18 protein-coding genes and 1 tRNA gene are annotated in these 16805 nt (G+C 63.2%); 10 read left to right on the forward strand and 9 right to left on the reverse strand.

The window, feature by feature from the left end; translation table 11 throughout:
* The first annotated feature begins 26 nt into the window (after positions 1-26).
* Positions 27-102: transfer RNA gene (locus tag ACXYL9_RS11735), tRNA-Thr, on the forward strand.
* A gap of 24 nt (positions 103-126) precedes the next feature.
* On the opposite strand, the gene queF is transcribed toward ACXYL9_RS11735, so the two are convergent.
* Positions 127-600, reverse strand: a complete 474-nt coding sequence (queF, locus tag ACXYL9_RS11740; RefSeq protein WP_459039673.1) for a preQ(1) synthase — start codon at positions 598-600, stop codon at positions 127-129.
* A gap of 116 nt (positions 601-716) precedes the next feature.
* Between queF and ACXYL9_RS11745 the strand changes: the two genes are divergently transcribed.
* From ACXYL9_RS11745 to ACXYL9_RS11785, 9 genes are all read left to right on the forward strand, one after another.
* Entirely contained in the window at positions 717-1871 is a 1155-nt protein-coding gene (locus ACXYL9_RS11745; RefSeq protein WP_459039674.1) for a hypothetical protein, read from the forward strand.
* Between the two features lie 4 nt (positions 1872-1875).
* Positions 1876-2769: a sulfurtransferase gene (locus ACXYL9_RS11750; protein WP_459039675.1), complete on the forward strand. Its 894-nt coding sequence runs from the start codon at positions 1876-1878 to the stop codon at positions 2767-2769.
* Positions 2721-3974, forward strand: a complete 1254-nt coding sequence (gene metC / locus ACXYL9_RS11755; RefSeq protein ID WP_459039676.1) for a cystathionine beta-lyase — start codon at positions 2721-2723, stop codon at positions 3972-3974. Before ACXYL9_RS11750 ends, metC begins: the two co-directional genes overlap by 49 nt.
* Positions 3971-5203, forward strand: coding sequence for a mechanosensitive ion channel family protein (locus ACXYL9_RS11760; RefSeq protein ID WP_459039677.1), 1233 nt, complete (start codon positions 3971-3973; stop codon positions 5201-5203). The genes metC and ACXYL9_RS11760 overlap by 4 nt, the downstream gene beginning before the upstream one ends.
* A 133-nt stretch (positions 5204-5336) precedes the next feature.
* A complete protein-coding gene (cobA, locus tag ACXYL9_RS11765; RefSeq protein ID WP_459039678.1) occupies positions 5337-6131 on the forward strand; it encodes a uroporphyrinogen-III C-methyltransferase in 795 nt (264 codons plus the stop codon).
* The gene (locus tag ACXYL9_RS11770; RefSeq protein ID WP_459039679.1) at positions 6119-6415 is read left to right on the forward strand and encodes a DUF2849 domain-containing protein; all 297 of its coding nucleotides are present in this window, start codon (positions 6119-6121) and stop codon (positions 6413-6415) included. The genes cobA and ACXYL9_RS11770 overlap by 13 nt, the downstream gene beginning before the upstream one ends.
* Complete coding sequence (locus tag ACXYL9_RS11775; protein ID WP_459039680.1) at positions 6415-8049, forward strand: nitrite/sulfite reductase; 1635 nt, start codon at positions 6415-6417, stop codon at positions 8047-8049. The genes ACXYL9_RS11770 and ACXYL9_RS11775 overlap by 1 nt, the downstream gene beginning before the upstream one ends.
* Complete coding sequence (locus tag ACXYL9_RS11780; protein WP_459039681.1) at positions 8042-8518, forward strand: DUF934 domain-containing protein; 477 nt, start codon at positions 8042-8044, stop codon at positions 8516-8518. The genes ACXYL9_RS11775 and ACXYL9_RS11780 overlap by 8 nt, the downstream gene beginning before the upstream one ends.
* Positions 8511-9296 (forward strand): phosphoadenylyl-sulfate reductase, encoded by a 786-nt coding sequence (locus ACXYL9_RS11785; protein ID WP_459039682.1) that lies wholly within the window; start codon positions 8511-8513, stop codon positions 9294-9296. Before ACXYL9_RS11780 ends, ACXYL9_RS11785 begins: the two co-directional genes overlap by 8 nt.
* A gap of 61 nt (positions 9297-9357) precedes the next feature.
* Here ACXYL9_RS11785 and ACXYL9_RS11790 read toward each other — a convergent pair whose 3' ends face one another.
* From ACXYL9_RS11790 to ACXYL9_RS11825, 8 genes are all read right to left on the reverse strand, one after another.
* On the reverse strand, positions 9358-9750 hold the full coding sequence (locus ACXYL9_RS11790; protein ID WP_459039683.1) for a hypothetical protein: 393 nt from the start codon (positions 9748-9750) through the stop codon (positions 9358-9360).
* A 93-nt stretch (positions 9751-9843) separates the two neighbouring features.
* Positions 9844-10743, reverse strand: a complete 900-nt coding sequence (locus tag ACXYL9_RS11795; protein ID WP_459039899.1) for an NAD-dependent epimerase/dehydratase family protein — start codon at positions 10741-10743, stop codon at positions 9844-9846.
* A 20-nt stretch (positions 10744-10763) separates the two neighbouring features.
* Complete coding sequence (gene proB, locus ACXYL9_RS11800; RefSeq protein ID WP_459039684.1) at positions 10764-11906, reverse strand: glutamate 5-kinase; 1143 nt, start codon at positions 11904-11906, stop codon at positions 10764-10766.
* On the reverse strand, positions 11891-12946 hold the full coding sequence (gene obgE, locus ACXYL9_RS11805; protein WP_459039685.1) for a GTPase ObgE: 1056 nt from the start codon (positions 12944-12946) through the stop codon (positions 11891-11893). The genes proB and obgE overlap by 16 nt, the downstream gene beginning before the upstream one ends.
* A gap of 154 nt (positions 12947-13100) precedes the next feature.
* Positions 13101-14258, reverse strand: coding sequence for a hypothetical protein (locus tag ACXYL9_RS11810; protein WP_459039686.1), 1158 nt, complete (start codon positions 14256-14258; stop codon positions 13101-13103).
* Positions 14259-14463: 205 nt separating this feature from the next.
* Positions 14464-15210: a Bax inhibitor-1/YccA family protein gene (locus tag ACXYL9_RS11815; RefSeq protein WP_459039687.1), complete on the reverse strand. Its 747-nt coding sequence runs from the start codon at positions 15208-15210 to the stop codon at positions 14464-14466.
* Between the two features lie 124 nt (positions 15211-15334).
* Positions 15335-16153 (reverse strand): pyrroline-5-carboxylate reductase family protein, encoded by an 819-nt coding sequence (locus ACXYL9_RS11820; RefSeq protein ID WP_459039688.1) that lies wholly within the window; start codon positions 16151-16153, stop codon positions 15335-15337.
* Positions 16154-16211: 58 nt separating this feature from the next.
* The gene (locus tag ACXYL9_RS11825; RefSeq protein WP_459039900.1) at positions 16212-16718 is read right to left on the reverse strand and encodes a type III secretion system chaperone family protein; all 507 of its coding nucleotides are present in this window, start codon (positions 16716-16718) and stop codon (positions 16212-16214) included.
* Between the last annotated feature and the right edge of the window lie 87 nt (positions 16719-16805).

The raw sequence follows: 16805 nt of genomic DNA on the forward strand, positions 1-16805 counted from the left end.
GGCGCGCACCTCGCAAGGATGCAAGGGCCGGCTTAGCTCAGTTGGTAGAGCAGTTGATTTGTAATCATCAGGTCGGGGGTTCGATTCCTCCAGTCGGCACCACCCCCATGGCTGTGGGAACCAACATCAACCCCGGCCGCGATACCCCGGCACGCCCTGGTCGGGTACCCATAGGCCTTCTGGCGCGGGACCGGTCTGCCAGAACACGTCGATGGGGATACCGCCGCGCGGGTACCAATAGCCGCCGATGCGCAGCCACTTGGGCTTCATCTCGGCCGTCAGACGCTGCCCGATGCCGACCGTCACGTCCTCGTGAAAGCCGCCGTGGTTGCGAAAACTGCCGAGAAACAGCTTGAGGCTCTTGGACTCGACGATTTTCTCGTCCGGCGCGTAGTCAATTACCAGATGCGCAAAATCGGGCGCGCCCGTCACCGGGCACAGGGAGGTGAATTCAGGCGCGGCAAAGCGCACCAGGTAGAGCGCTCCCTCGCGGGGATTGGGCACGTAATCGAGCCGCGCCTCCTCGGGCGAGCCCGGCAGCGGAGTCGATTGGCCAAGAAATTGCGGGCCGTTGGCTTCATGTGCTGGTGTGTCGCTCATGCCGCGCATCTGCCGCGAACTTGCGCAAAGGGCAAGCTGGCCGTTTGACGCGTGTGATTCAGAGCCTATTCAGCGCCGCCGCCCATTGAGCACAAACGTCCGGGGCGCCAGAACACATGAAGACAAAGATATTCCTCCCTCTCCTGGCCCTTGGCCTGGCCGCGGCACCCGCCGCGAGCGTCCTTGCGCAATCTCCGGGCACGTTCTCGCTGCCACCCAATCCCACGCCAACGCCAACCCCGAGAGTGCAGGGCCCAGTTGACGATACCGGCGTCGTGCCAAGAGGTCCGCGGGTGATCCCGACCGCGTCGCCGACGCCTGCCCCGACTGCGACGCCTACGCCGACACCAACCCCGACGCCAACCGAAACTCAGCGCCCGCGACCGACGGCCACCTCGACCATTCCGGCCCCGCGCCCGGGCATCGCAGCGCCGACGCCTGCGCCTTCTCCGGTCCGGCCCACTCCCGCAGCAACTGCTTCGCCATCCGAGCCGCGCGACGAGGGTTCGCGGCCGGCTCCTGGCCAGCCGGATGCGCCCACGGCAACTGATCCACTCCCTTTCCCGCAGAACACCGCTGCGCCGACAGAAGCCGCCACTGATATCCTCGACGAAGGTGAGTCGATCGGCTGGGGCTGGATCATTGCTTTGCTGGCGGTGCTGGGGATCGCGATCGCTGCTTTCGTCTCGTGGCGACGACGGTTCGGCAGCGTGGAGGCTCCCCAAATCGTCAAGCCCGTAGTCGCGCCATCCGGCCCGGCGACAGGCGCGGGCGCTGCTGCGCTCGACGATCCGATGCGTTTCCTCAAGATCGAGCTTGAGCCGGTCCGGATGAGCCGTTCAATGATGGCTACAACGCTGACTTATCGACTGACTCTTTCCAATCGCGCCGATGTCGCCATGCGCGGTATCGTCATCGCCGGCGATCTTACCAGTGCGCACGGCCGCGCCCCGATCGCAGAGCAGATGGCCGATGGCACGACCATGCTGCCTGACATCCATACGCTCGAGCACCTCGGCCCTGGGCAAAGCAAGATCCTGGGCGGAGACATTCGTTTGCCGCTCAAGGATGTCCGGCCAATCCATCAAGGCAATGTGCCGATCATCGTACCTCTGGCGCGGATCAAGCTCGCGGTGGCGGGTGGCGACCCCACGCCCTTCACCTTCGTCATCGGCAAGCGACCTGCCCAGCTCGGCGGGCGGTTGCAGCCCTTCCGCCTCGATACGCCGCCGCAGACCTATCAGGATATCGACAGCCGACCGCTCACCTGAACGGTTGAGCATCTCGACGCGGGCAGCGCGGCCCGCTACCGCTGGCGGCATGGAAATGCTGGTATCGACCGAGTGGCTGGCGCAGAACATGGGCGAAAGGGATCTCGTTGTCCTCGACGCTTCGCTGCACCTACCATCCGCCGAGCGTGACGCTGTCGCCGAATTCGCCGCCGCGCATATTCCCGGCTCCCGCTTCCTCGGCCTCGCCTCGCTCCATGATCCTGCCTCCTCCATGCCCGGCAAGATTCCTGATGCCTCAACTGTCGAAAAGCGTTTGAGCGAGCTGGGTATCGGAGACGACACCCAGATCATCCTGTACGACGATTCCACCTTGCGCACAGCTTGCCGGGCCTGGTTCCTGCTCAACCTGTACGGGATCGAGCGACTGGCCGTACTAGACGGTGGCCTGGGCAAATGGCGCAGCGAGGGCCGCCCTCTGGTCCACGGCGATGAAAAGCCTGCCCGCGGCGATATTTCCTGCCGCACCCCGGACCGTATCGCCTTGCGCACAAAAGCAGATATGCTGGAAAATATCAGAAGCGGCACCGAACAGGTCGTCGATGCGCGCGATGCGGAGCGTTTTGCGGGAACCGTGGAGGACCATGTCCACGGCCTGCCCGGTGGCCACATCCCCGACGCCTGCAGCCTGCCGTTCCCGCAGCTACTCAATGAAGACGGCACTTTCCGTCCGGCGAGCGAACTGCGCGCCGCGTTCGAGGCGGCCGATATCGATATCACGCAGCCCGTCGTCACCACCTGCGGCAGTGGCGTGACCGCCTCCGTATTGGCCTTCGCCCTGCGATTGATCGGCGCGTCCGATGTGGCGCTCTATGATGGAAGCTGGGCCGAATGGGGTGCGGACCCGGATACGCCCAAGGAAACGGGAGCAGCACGCTGACCGGGAAACGCTCAAAGCGCACCGGCACGCGGCTGGTCGGGGCCGGGAGGCGCAAGGACTGGACCGGGCCGGTGGTCAATCCGCCTATCTGGCGCGCGAGCACACATCTTTACGAGAACGAGGCCGCCCGCTTGGCGGCCCAGGGCAACAATGTTGACGGTCAATTCTATTACGGCCGTCGCGGGGCACCCACCCAATGGGCGCTGAGTGAAGCACTGACGCAGATCGAGCCAGGTGCCTTCGGTACGGTTCTCTATCCAAGCGGGACAGCGGCGATTGTGCAGGCGCTGATGGCGGTGCTGCGCCCCGGCGATGTGTTGCTGGTGACCGACAATGCCTATGAACCCAGCCGCAATATCGCCAGCGGCATCCTCAAGAAGTTTGGCGTTGAGCCGCACTTCTTCGACCCGCGCGATATCGGCGCTTTCGCGGACGCATTCTGCAACAAGACCAGGGCTGTGCTGCTCGAAAGCCCTGGCAGCCTGACGATGGAGGTGCAGGACGTACCCGCGCTCGCCTCCGTCGCGCGCGAGAAAGGCGCAGTCTCGCTGCTCGACAACACCTGGGCTTCTCCGCTCGGTTTCCCCGCGCTCGATCACGGCTGTGATATCTCCATCATGTCCCTGACAAAGCACGTTTCTGGCCATTCCGACGCGATGATGGGCTCGGCCGGTGCGCGCGACGAGCGTCTCTACAAACGACTGCGCCAGACCGCGCAGCAGATGGGCAACGTCGTCTCGCCCGACGATGCAGCACTGATGCTGCGGGGGCTAAGGACCATGGAGGTCCGGCTCGAACGTGAGACCGCGAGCGCGTTTCGCATCGCCGACTGGCTGGCCGGGCGTGACGAGGTAGCGCATGTGCTGTGCCCGATGCGCGCCGGTTCACCCGGGCATGAACTTTGGCAGCGCGATTTCACCGGTGGCTGCGGATTGTTGTCCTTCGTACTGCGCGGACGGTCCGAGGCGCAGCGTGCGGCATTCATCGACGCGCTCGAGCTGTTCGGCATCGGCTATAGCTGGGGCGGGTTCGAAAGCCTCGTCATCCCGTTCGATCCCGCCAGTATCCGCACCGCCACACCGTGGCCGCCGGCAGGCTGGGAGGTGGACGACAGGCTCGGCATTCGGCTATCCATCGGTTTGGAAGACCCGCATGACCTGATCGAAGACCTCGCGCAGGCGTTGGGAGCAATGGAAACAGCATGACTCCTGGCCTGCCGAAGACACCGATAGCCACGCCAACGGCGTCGCCTTCTGCGACTCCCACGTCTGGACCTGTCCCTCTCGTCGATCCGGCCACCGGCAAACCGCTGCTCGACCCGGAAACAGGCGAACAGTTGATTGGCATCGCCGCCCCGCAGACGACCCGCTACCTCGATCCCGAAACCGGCGAGTTGCTGGTCGACCCTGAAACGGGTGAACCGCTGCTGGCGGCCACCCCGCCATCGCCCGAACCCAGCCCGACAGAACCGATCAAGGCAGCGAGCGAAGCCAAAGACGCGGTGGCCGAGCAAAGCGAGACCATTGGCGACATGGTCGCGGCGATGGATTCGATGGCCCTCAAGCTTGGCGATATGAGCATTTCGCTATGGGATGTCGTTTTTGCAGCCGGCATCATGCTGCTCGTCATCATGGGCGCCTGGATAATGTCCCGGCTCGCCCACGCGGCGGTGTCGCATTTCACCCGTTTGGACGATACCCAGAAGTTGCTGTCGGAAAAGCTCGTCAGCATCGTTATCTGGGCGACGGCATTCTTCGTCGGCATCGACTTGTTGGGCATCGACCTGACTGCGTTTGCTGTGTTTTCCGGTGCCTTCGGCCTCGCCATCGGTTTCGGTTTGCAGAAGACCTTTGGTAACCTGATTGCCGGGATCATCCTGCTCATGGACAAGTCGATCAAGCCGGGCGACGTCATCGCCATTGCCGACCAAGCCGGCCAGTCGACCTTCGGCCAGATCCGCAAGATCGGCATTCGTGCAGTTTCGATCACCACCCGCGACCAGCGTGAATATCTCATCCCGAACGAGAACCTGATGATCAACCAGGTCGAAAACTGGTCCTATTCCAGCCGTAACGTCCGCATCCAGGTGCCGGTCGGCATCAGCTACAATTGCGACATCAAGCTAGCCGAGAAACTGATGCTGGAAGCAGCCAAGAGCTGCAAACGGGTCAAGAACACCCCGCCGCCGGTCACATGGCTCGAAAGTTATGGGGACAGCTCGGTCAATTTCGTTGTCCATTGCTGGATCTCTGACCCGGAAGATGGGGTCGGCAACGTCAAATCCGAAGTGCTCAAGAAGCTGTGGGAACTGTTCCAGGAATCCGACATCGAGATCCCCTTCCCCCAGCGCGACATCAACCTGCGCGGGAACCGGCAATTCGACCAATTGGTCGCGGCGATCAGCCAGCGGGTCAAACAGGACGGGAAAGACTAGCTAGGTGCCGGCAAACCGCGGCTGCTGAAATATCGTCTTCGGGCGGCGATAGGTCCGATTTCAAAATGCAAACTACCAATGGCTCCAGCCATTCTCGCTGGCGGTCCGTGTCGTGCGCGTCGATTGTTGCAGCATGGCAAAGACTGGAACCATCTATCTTGTTGGCGCGGGCCCGGGTGATCCCGACCTGCTAACACTGCGCGCGGCGAGGCTGATCGAGCGCGCCCCTCTGATCGTTCACGACGGGCTGGTAGACCCCGCCGTTCTCGCTCTGGCGCAGCCCACGGCCCGATTGGTCAGCGTTGCCAAGCAGCGTTCCCGGCACACGCTGCCGCAGGACCAGATCAACGCTTTGCTGGTGCGGGAAGCTTCGGCCGGACTTGATGTCGTACGGCTCAAAGGCGGTGACCCGTTCGTGTTCGGGCGCGGAGGCGAAGAAGCCGAGGCGGCCCGAGCCGCCGGCGTGCCGGTCGAAATCGTCCCCGGCATCAGCGCTGCCAATGGCGCGGCGGCGGCTGCGCACATTCCGCTGACCCACCGCGACCATGCCAGCATCGTCAGCTTCGTTGCCGGCCAATGCAAAGGGCTCACCGAGCAGGATTGGGCTGGCCTTGCCGGCAAGGGTCGCACGCTGGTCATCTACATGGGTGTCAAGACCGCCCCCCAGATCGCCGAGAAACTCATGGCCGACGGGCTTGCCCCGGATGTCCCGGTGGCGGTGATTGAAAACGCAGCCCGCCCGCAGATGCGGGTGCTGCGCGGGCTGCTCGCCGGCCTGCCGGAACTCATATCGCGAGAAAAGGTCGTTTCACCGGCCTTGATCGTGATTGGCGAGGTCGCCGCACTTCCCCCGTCTAGCGGTGACCTCGCCTCCCTCGATATGGCGCTTGTGGCGCACTCAACGGAGGTTGCGAAATGCGTATCCTGACCGGCAATGATTTGAAATCCGGTGCGGTCGTGTGGTGGGACGGCGCTGACTGGTCGCTGCATGTCGATCACGCGGTCGATGTCGGTGAAAGGGCCGAGGAAATCGCCGCCCGCGAAGAATCTGCACGCCGGGTCAACGTGCCCTACGCGATCTTGGCGGAACGCGATGGCAATGGCATCCGCCCGGCCCATATCAAGGAACGCGTACGCGCACTGGGCCCGACTGTGCGCCCGGACCTGACCCTCAAACCTACCGAGCCCGATGCCGGCAACTGGGTAATCTGATGTACGCTTATGACCAATACGACCAGGCAATGGTCGATGCGCGGGTAGCGGAATTCCGCGACCAGGCGCAACGCCGTCTCGACGGCAAGCTAACTGAAGACCAGTTCAAGCCGCTGCGGCTGATGAACGGGCTGTATCTGCAGCTTCATGCCTACATGCTGCGTGTCGCCGTCCCCTATGGCACGCTCGACAGCCGACAAATGCACGCGCTGGCCGAAATCGCCGACAAGTACGACCGCGGTTATGGCCATTTCACCACCAGGCAAAACATCCAGTACAACTGGATCAAGCTGGAAGATGCCGCAGATATCCTGGCCGATCTGGCCAAGGTCGAGATGCACGCCATCCAGACCAGCGGCAATTGCATCCGCAACATCAGTTCGGATCATTTTGCCGGAGCCGCTGCGGATGAGCTGATCGATCCACGCCCCTATGCCGAACTGCTGCGGCAGTGGTCGAGCTTCCACCCTGAATTCAGCTACTTGCCGCGCAAGTTCAAGATCGCGGTAATCGCCAGCGACACCGACCGCGCAGCGATGAAGCTGCACGATATCGGCATCCAGATTGTCCGCAACGATGCAGGCGAAATTGGTGCCGCATTCTATGTCGGCGGGGGCATGGGGCGCACACCGATGATCGCGCCGTGCATCCGCGAATTCGTGGCACTGGATCAGTTGGTCACCTATGCCGAGGCATGCCTGCGAGTCTACAACCGCCACGGTCGGCGCGACAACAAGTACAAGGCTCGGATCAAGATCCTCGTCCACGAATTGGGTGCGCAGGAATACGCGGCTCAAGTCGAGGCGGAGTTTGCACATCTGCTCGACCAGGGCGTCGAGCCGCCGCTGGCCGAGCTCGAACGGATCGCGACCTTTTTTGCCGACCCGCCTTTCGAAGATGACGCTGCTGCCGAGATCGACCGCTCGGACCCCGATTTCGCGCTGTGGGTCGATCGCAATACCCATCCACACAAGGCGTCTGGCTATGTCTCGGCTATTATCAGCCTCAAGCCAGTTGGCGGTATTCCGGGTGACGCCAGCGCCGATCAGATGCACCTGATGGCCGAACTGGCGAAGGACTACTCCTTCGACGAATGCCGGGTCATGCACACGCAGAACATTGTCCTGCCGCATGTAAAAATCGCCGATCTCCACGCGCTTTGGAGCAAGCTCGACGAAGCGGGGCTGGGTTCGCCCAATCTCGATACGGTCGAGGATATCATCGCCTGTCCGGGGCTCGATTATTGCAGCCTTGCCAATGCCCGTTCGATTCCGGTGGCTCAGAAGATCCAGCGACGCTTTGCCGACACCGGTCGCACGGCCGAACTGGGCGAGCTGAAACTGAAGATATCGGGCTGCATCAACGCTTGCGGCCATCACCACGCCGGGCACATCGGTATCCTTGGCGTCGACCGCAAGGGGACCGAGAACTACCAGCTCCTGCTCGGCGGGAGCGAGGCTCAGGACACCTCGCTCGCCAAGATCACCGGCCCCGGCTTCGACGAGGATGGCATCGTCGACGCGGTCGAGAAGGCCACCGATGTCTACCTCTCCAACCGCCAGGACGGCGAGCGTTTTCTCGATACCTATCGCCGCATCGGCATGGCCCCGTTCAAGGAAGCTTTGTATGACTGAAAGCCCATCCCCCGCCACCGATCGCGTCGCCGGCACCAGCCCCGATGACGTGCAGTTCCGCTTCCGCGACGACGAGATGGCCGATCATGCCCAGGTCACCGTGGACGCTTTTCTCGAACAGGCCGAAGCCGCTGCTGTGCGGATCGAGCCAGGCGACGATGCCCGCGCTCTGATCCCGCATCTCGAACGCCTCAAACTGGCCGAAGTGAACTTTCCGGCCTTCGGTGACGGGCGCGGCTACTCCTCCGCCCGGGTCCTGCGCGAAGCTGGCTATGCCGGTGAATTGCGCGCCGTGGGTGATGTGCTGGTCGACCAGCTCGGATACATGCGCCGCTGCGGCTTCGACAGTTTTGCCCCCGATGCTCCGATTGCCGCGAGCGATGCCGAGGCTGCCCTTGCGCGGTGGCCGCATGCTTATCAGAACGCCGCCGATGTGCGCCGCACCATCCCCGAGGCGCGCCATGAATGAATTGCGCGCAATCGACCGGCTCGATGCCGCTCCGCGCTTTGATGACCAGGATGCAGTCCGCCTCAACCGCATGTTCCGTGGCAGCAGTACGCAGGAGATGCTCGAAGGGGTAATTCAGGACGATCTCGCGGGGGAGGTCGCCGTGGTCTCCAGTTTCGGCGCCGAAAGCGCAGTGTTGCTGCACCTGATTGCGCAGATCGATCCCGGCGTGCCGGTGCTGTTCCTTGAAACCGGCAAGCATTTTCCCGAAACGCTGGCCTATCGTGACGATCTGGTCGAACAGATCGGCCTGAAAAACCTCGTCAACCTATACCCTTGCCTCGGCGAGCTCGAAACGCGTGACGAGACGGGGCTGAGGTGGTCCTATGATCCCGATGGTTGTTGCGAACTGCGCAAAGTCCGTCCGCTGGCCCGCGCCATGGCGGGCTATGATGCCAGCTTTACCGGTCGCAAGGCATTCCAGGGGGGCCAACGCGCCAATCTGCCGCGGTTTGAAATCGACACTTCGGACGCGCAGGGGCGGCTCAAGATCAATCCGTTGATCGACTGGGACGCGAGCAAGATCGAAGGTTATTTCATCCAGCACGATCTGCCGCGCCATCCGCTGGTGGCGCTCGGCTATCCTTCGATCGGATGTTCGCCCTGCACCCACAAGGTCGCCCCTGGCGAAGACCCGCGCTCGGGTCGCTGGAAGGGCTGGGACAAGACCGAATGCGGCATCCACACGCCGCTCACCGACGATGGTGAACTGCCTCCGGGCTACGATCCCGCATTCTGATCAGTGAATGGCGAGGCGGACACCGGCCTCGTGAACGGTGCCCGCCTGCCGTTATCTCGCGTCAGCTATCGACGCGTTCTACGACCGACGTCTCACCGTCGGGATTGGTCGAGCGCCAGACACCGTCTTCGTCGATCTCTTCGGTATTACAGATCTGCGAGGACCCTTCAGCGTCGGAGGTGTAACAATAGGTGGCTGCATCCTTTTGCTCCCAGCGACCGGTTTCGGTCACTTCGCCGTCCACGGTCGTGGAGTAAGTGCCATCTTCGCGCACATCTTCCATCACGACAGAGCCGTCGGCACGGGTGACGCGATACTGGCCCGGTGTCGGCGCGCCATCGGCGGCCAGCGCCACTGCGGTCACGTCTTCGGTAGGCGCGGGTTCGGGCGCAGGCTCGGACTGCTGGCAAGCAGCCAGGCTGCCTACGGCTGCCAGTAGAAATAGATTTTTCATGGGGTTCCCCTGCTAGTGGTGGCAGTCATTGCTGCCTCGATTCGCGACCCCGTTGACGACGCTAGGACCAAACCTCACGGCGCCCTAGCAAATTTAGCGCAGCCACCCCTTGTCACGATACCACTGAGCGGTGGCCTTGAGGCCTTCGCGAGTGGCGATGACTGGTTTCCAGAGGTTTTCCGGTGGCTTGGCAGCAGGTGTTGAGACCCAATCGGGGTGGCACATATAGCCGACCCGATCGGGCGTTAGCTTGGCATTGTCACGGCGCACCAGCCCGTCGAGCTTCGCTGCCACGCCCAGCACTGCATCCGGCAGCCGCGGAACAAACGGGCGCTTGCCTACCGCCCAGCCAATTGCACGCGCCAGTTCGCCATGCTCCCACCCGGTGGGCTTGCCATCGTCTGGCTCGTAAATCTGCCCGTGGGTTTGCTCGTCCGAAGGTGCCATTGTCAGCAATAACCGGGCCAGGTCATCGACATGGATCAGCGAAGCGCGGCCCTGCCTGGGCATCGGCACGATACCCAGCTTCGCCATTTCGAACAGCTCGAGCATCTCTCCGTCTCGCGGGCCGTAGACGGCTGGTGGACGCACGATGGTCCAGTCCAACCCGCTCGCCGCAACCAGCTTTTCCGCGCGCCGCTTGGATGCACCATAGCGCGACAATTCGGGCTCGCGTGCAGCCAGGGATGATACAAAGATGAAGCGCCGTACCCCCACCTCGCGCGCGGCGTCGATCATGTTGAGCGTACCGGTGACATTAGCCGCTTCGAATTCACGCGGATCGCGTGCGCGAACCTGCCCGGCAACATGGATCACTGCGTCGGCACCATCGACCAGCCGCGTTAGCGCCGCCCGGTCGGCCAGATGGCCCTCAACCCACTCGACCGAGCGCCTGTCCGCAGGTACGCGCCGCGCGAGTGACCGAAGCGCGACATCCATTCGTTCGGCACAGTCGACCATCGCCTGCCCGACAAACCCCGTCCCCCCAGTCATCGCGATCAGGTTCGGCTGGCTCACAGCATCACCATGTGATCGCGATGGATCACCGCCGCACGCGGGGCGTAGCCAAGGATTTTCGCCTGATCGCTGTCGCGCTTGCCGGCGATGGCCTTTACCTCGGCCACCGCATACTCGCTCAATCCTTGCGCCAGTGGCTCACCCGAGAGTGCACATATCTTGACCAGATCGCCGCGAGAGAAACTGCCTGATACGCCCACGATTCCTGCTGCAAGCAGGCTCGCTCCGCCGCGCAGCGCCTCGCCACAGCCTTGATCCACCCGCAAGGCGCCGAGCGCTGCCATGCGTCCGCCGAGCCAGCCTTTGCGTCCACCGGGTCCGCCGCGAGCCAAGAATAGTGTGCCGACGCCGTTTTCGAGAACCCGGGTCAGGGGGTGGTCGACCGTTCCATTGCCAATCGCCAGCGCGATCCCCGCGCGGGTGGCAATTTCGGCAGCTTGCAGCTTGGACACCATTCCACCCGAACCGAGGCCAGAGCCACTATCGGCGCTGGCCATGTTCCGCACGCTGTCGTTGATCCTGTCGACCACGGGAATCCGCTGCGCATCTGGTGCCGAGGGGTGGCGGTCGAACAGTCCGTCGACATCGCTCAGCAGCAGCACCGCGCTCGCCCCTGCCGCCTGGCCCACCCGCGCAGCGAGCCGATCGTTGTCGCCAAAGCGGATTTCCTCGGTTGCAACTGCGTCGTTCTCGTTGATGACCGGTACCGTTCCGGCATCCAGCAACCGTTCGAGTGTCGCCGCGGCATTGAGATAGCGGCGCCTGTCTTCGAGATCATGCAGGGTCAGCAGCAATTGCGCCGCCGTCAATCGATGTTCGGCAAGGGCTTCGGACCATGCCCGTGCCAGGGCAATCTGCCCAACACAGGCTGCCGCCTGTGCATCGGCAAGCGAACGTCGCCCACGTTCTGCGAGGCCGAGCTTTGCCGCACCGATTGCAATCGCGCCCGAACTGACGATGACGATCTTCTGGCCCGCTTCCCGCCGCGCGGCAATTTCCGCAACAATGGAGCGTAGGCGCTTTTCGCGTGGCCGCCCGTCAGGACCGACCAGCAGGGCCGAGCCGAGCTTGATCACCAGCAACGGACACGCCGCCGGATCGCGCAGCTTGGCCAGGCTGTCGATCAGATTGGCGACCATTCGGCGTCATCCCCGGTGTCTTCTTCCGGCGCGGCATTGGTTTCCGTCGATGTACGATCAGGTAGGTAACCAAGCACCGAATCGAGCAAGGCCTCGAGTCCCGCCCCGGTAGCGCCCGAAATCGCGAAGACCTCTGCGGCCCCGGCATCGAGCAGTTCCTGAGCGAATGCTGCGACCAATTCCTCGTCGGCGAGGTCGAGCTTGTTGAGAGCAACCAGCTGCGGCTTGTCGACAAGACCGGCCCCGTAGGCTTCCAGCTCACCATTGACCGTAGCAAAGGCCTCTGCCGGGTCGGGTCCAGCGATGTCGATCAAGTGGATCAGCACGCGGCACCGTTCGATATGACCCAGGAAACGGTCGCCGATCCCGGCGCCGTCGGCCGCGCCTTCGATCAGGCCGGGAATATCGGCGATCACGAACTCGCGGCCCTTGTGCCGAACTACGCCCAGCTTGGGCACGAGGGTGGTGAAGGCATAGTGCCCAACCTTGGCCCCGGCGTTGGAAACCGCATTGATCAGCGTGCTTTTGCCGGCATTGGGCAGGCCTAGCAGCCCGACATCGGCAAGCAGCTTGAGCCGCAGCCAGACCCACATTTCCTGGCCCGGTACGCCGGGCTGGTGCTGGCGCGGGGCGCGATTGGTCGAGCTCTTGTAGCTGGCATTGCCGCGTCCGCCCATGCCGCCTTCAAGGAAGACCATGCGCTGTCCGACCTCGGTAAAGTCGGCCAGCACCTCTTCCTTGTCCTCGGACAGAATCTGGGTGCCCACCGGCACCTTGATGATCATGTCGGGCGCGCCCGCGCCGGTCTTGTCCTTGCCCTGGCCGTGGGCGCCGCGCTTGGCCTTGAAATGCTGCGAGTAGCGAAAGTCGATCAGCGTGTTGAGGCCCTGGACCGCCTCGAAGATGATGTCGCCGCCCTTGCCGCCATTGCCTCCGTCAGGCCCGCCGTATTCGACGTATTTTTCCCGTCGGAACGAAACCGCTCCGGGGCCACCGGCCCCCGATTTCAGGTAGATCTTGGCTTGGTCAAGGAAATGCATAGCCGCCCAACTAGTGACTCGGCGGCAAAAGCGCCAGTATCAGCGCTGCGAAATCGTTATGCGCAGGATGCAGCTGGCGAAGCGCCCGACTGTTGCTCACCGAAAACGCACTAGGCCCGGCGCGCCAAATCGCGGCGCGCCGAGGAGGCGAGCCTTACTCGTCGTCGTCCTGTGGAGACGGCTGCACGACTGGTTCGGAGGTGAAAACCACTTCCTGTCCGGGCGCGGGACGGGGCGCCACGGGTGCGGTCCCGAAACCCGGCGTTGCAGTCGCCGCTTCCATCGTGGCGGACGCTGGCAGGTCTGCGGCCGCTGGACCCGATTGCAAGACTGGCTGCTGCTGGATTGTCGGCGCAAGGTCGACGGCGCTTGCGCCGGGATCCAAGCTTGGCAGCGTCGTCGGGGCCTCGCTGCTCACAGACGGCAGTTGCGAAACAACAGGCGCCGTCACCATATCGTCATTTGCCGGCAATTCGGCCACGACCACCGGGGCACTCTGCCCAGGGGCCGGCAACACTTCGACCGTGCCGGTTAGAGCATCAATCGCCAGCCCTTCGGGTGTTTCGCGGTAGATGACCTGCTCACCCGGCGTCGGTGCGAGCGAGCCAGTACGAATGCCCACGGGAGCCGGAGTGCCGGGAATTGCATACGGCCCGTAGGTTGCCGTCCAACTGGCCAGATTGCTCTGGTAGGCAGCGTAGGAATTGTAAAAATCCTGGAATACGGTTTCGAGCTGGGGCAGCGCAGTGGCGGCAAACCCTTCGAGCGTTGCCGCGTCGACCATCAGCGAGTTGTTACTGACTTCCAGGGCCGCGTCGCAGAACGGCCGCATGGCCGGGGGTAGCGCGTAGTAATTATAGACCTTGGTCATGTAGGTGTCATAGGCGGCCATGCCCTCGGACCGGCCGTAGCTGTCGCGAAATTCCGCGATGACGGAGTTGTTGGCCGCCCGCAGAGGACGCTCCAGCCGGTCGAGGAACGACTTGTAGTTGGGCAGGATCGCCGCATAGCGCGGATCGAGACAATTGAGCGCCGCCACGTTGAGCGCCGAGCGCAGGTTCCAGATCCTTTGCGCGTCCGAAATCCCGCTGTTCACCGTCAACCGCGAGCCATCAAGGCCAACCGCCGGGATTGCCATCATCGCCGCGGCGCCCATTGGCGGGCGCGGCTTGGCCGGGATCAGTTCTACTGGCGGCGGCGGCGGAGGAGGAGGAGGAGGCGGTGGCGGTGGCGTGGCACAGCCTGCCAGCAGTGCGAGGCCTGCTGCGGCGGCGGCGACGCGCAGCCGTAGAGCGGCAGGGCGGGGATTCACTGAATTAGCCGGGGAAATGACATTCATGCAGGGTGACTCTCTCTCACACGCGATAATCATGTCTCGCGCACTCTGAACGGCGAGTGATGAAACGCGACCCTAATCACACCTGCGCAATAAGAAAATGCCCGAGGTGCGGATTGCACCCCGGGCACGTTCAAGTGAGTCTTTCCTGCGACAGTTGCCGCCTGGTGACCCGCGCGTGTCAGTCGCGCGCGGCGCCCATGAAGCGTAGGAGGAACAGGAACATGTTGATGAAGTCGAGATAGAGGTTCAGCGCCCCCATGATCACGACCTTGTCCATCAGCGGCGTTCCGCGCACCGAGGTGTAGATGTTCTTGAGCTTCTGGGTGTCATAGGCGGTGAGGCCTGCAAAAATCAGCACGCCGAGGAAACTGACAGCCCACATCAGCGCAGGTGACTGCAGGAACATGTTGATGACGCTGGCGATAATCAGGCCAACGACGCCCATGATCAGGAAGCTGCCCCAGCCGCTCAGGTCCTTCTCGGTGGTGTAACCCCACAGGCTGAGCCCGGCAAAGGCACCGGCGGTGGCGAAGAATGTCACCGCGATGGAGCCTTCGGTGTAGGCGTAGAACAGCGTCGAGAGCGACAGGCCCATCAGGGTCGCGAAACCCCAATACATGAGCTGCAATGTGCCCTTGCTGAAGCGGTTTTGGCCGAAGCTCATCGCGATCACGATGGCGAGCGGCGAGAGCGCCACGATCCACATCAGCGGACCGCCGATGAAGTTTGCTGCCAGGCCGCTACTGAAGGTCAGCATCGCGACGATGCCGGTCAGCAGGATGCCCGAAGCCATGTAATTGTAGATCGACAGCATGTACTTGCGCAGCCCTGCGTCGAAGGTCGTGCGCGAAGCAACGTCGCCTCCGGCGCGCGGGACAGATCCGAAGCCCTGCTGCGTCTGCCGAGGTTCGTTCCAGTCAGCCATTTCGATACATACTCCTTTGGCCGGCGGCACTATAGCGCCAGCTTCCCCGCCAATATCGGGGCAAAATCGCTCGATTTCAAGGAAAACCGGAGAGTTTCGCCCCGGCAAGACGCCGGTCGAAGCGTTAACCCTGTTTGTCGACAGATTGGCGCGCCTGCGCGGCCATTTCCGCCCCCCGGTCGCGTGCCGCCCGCAGGGTTCCCACCATCAGCTCTACCAGCGCATTGTCCGCGTCGAGCACGTCGAGGCCCTTTTGCGTCATTCCGCCGGGACTGGCGACACGCCTCGCCAGTTCGCCCGGACTGTGCGGCGAAGCAGCCGCCAGTGCCGAGGCACCCTCGACCATCTGTACGGCCAACCGTCCGGCTTGCTCTTCTTCGAGGCCAAGCCGGGTCGCGGCCCTGCTCAGTGCGTCAATGAAACGATAGGTAAATCCCGGGCCCGATCCGGCCAATGCAGTTACGAGATCGAACTGGCTCTCGTCGTCGAGCCATTCGGCTGTCCCCAGTCGCTCGGCTAGCTGGGTGACAGCTTCCCTCGCCGAATCCGCCAGCCCTTCGCCAACGAGCCCGTTGGGCGACTTGCCGAGCGCGCAGGCCAGGTTCGGCATCAGCCGCACAACCGAGCCGGCTTGGGGGAAGCGAGCGCGCAGGCTGGCCAGTTCGACGCCGGCAAGAACCGATATGACCGTGGTGTCGGCACTGACTGCCTTGCGAAGGCCGGGCGCGATATCGTCGAGCATGTGCGGCTTCACACCCAGCAGAACCGCGTCGAACGCAGCATCTGGCCATTCGGTCACCAATTGCACACCCTCGGGAACATCCTTGCCGCGCGGATGGTACACGGTGAAACTCTGTGGTGACATGCCGGCGCGCAGCCAGCCATCCACCATCGCCCCGGTCATCGTTCCGAAGCCCACTATCAGCATGTTGGTAATTTTCATCAGGCGCCCATAGCGGGGCTGCGCGGCGCTGTCAGGCCCGTGCCGCGTTCAACTGGCCTCAGGCTTCACCCGCCGCGTCGACCAGCGCCGCATCCAGCGCATCTTCCGGCGACTTGTCGCCCCACAGCACAAACTGGAAAGCGGGATAAAACCGATCGCAGTCCTCCACCGCCGATTCGATCAGCGCCTGCGCCTGGTTGACGCTGAGCATTCCGTCATCGCTGAGCAGCACGCCATGACGATAAATGATGACGCCGCCGTTCGACCAAAGATCGAAATGGCCCAGCCACATCTGTTCGTTGACCAGCGACAACAGCTCGTAGGCCGCTGTACGCTTGTCCTTGGCCACGCGAATATCAGGCACGCATATCAGTTGCAGGACATTGTCCATGCTCCGCCAAACAGCCTTGATCTGATACTTGGCCCAGCTGCCCTGAATTTCGCCGGCGATCTCGTCTTCGGTGTGTTCTTCGACCGCCCAACCTCGCGCTTCGAACAGCGCGGCGAGCATATCGACCGGCGCCGCGTCGGCCGATCCGGGGTATTGTTCGAGGGTCGAAGACATCATGCGAAAACCTTGGCGGGGGGAGTGTTCAACTGCATGCAAGCGACATGGCCCCAGCCGCATGGGTGAAGCAATGGGACGCTTGCG

The organism is Qipengyuania sp. CAU 1752 (assembly GCF_054482615.1).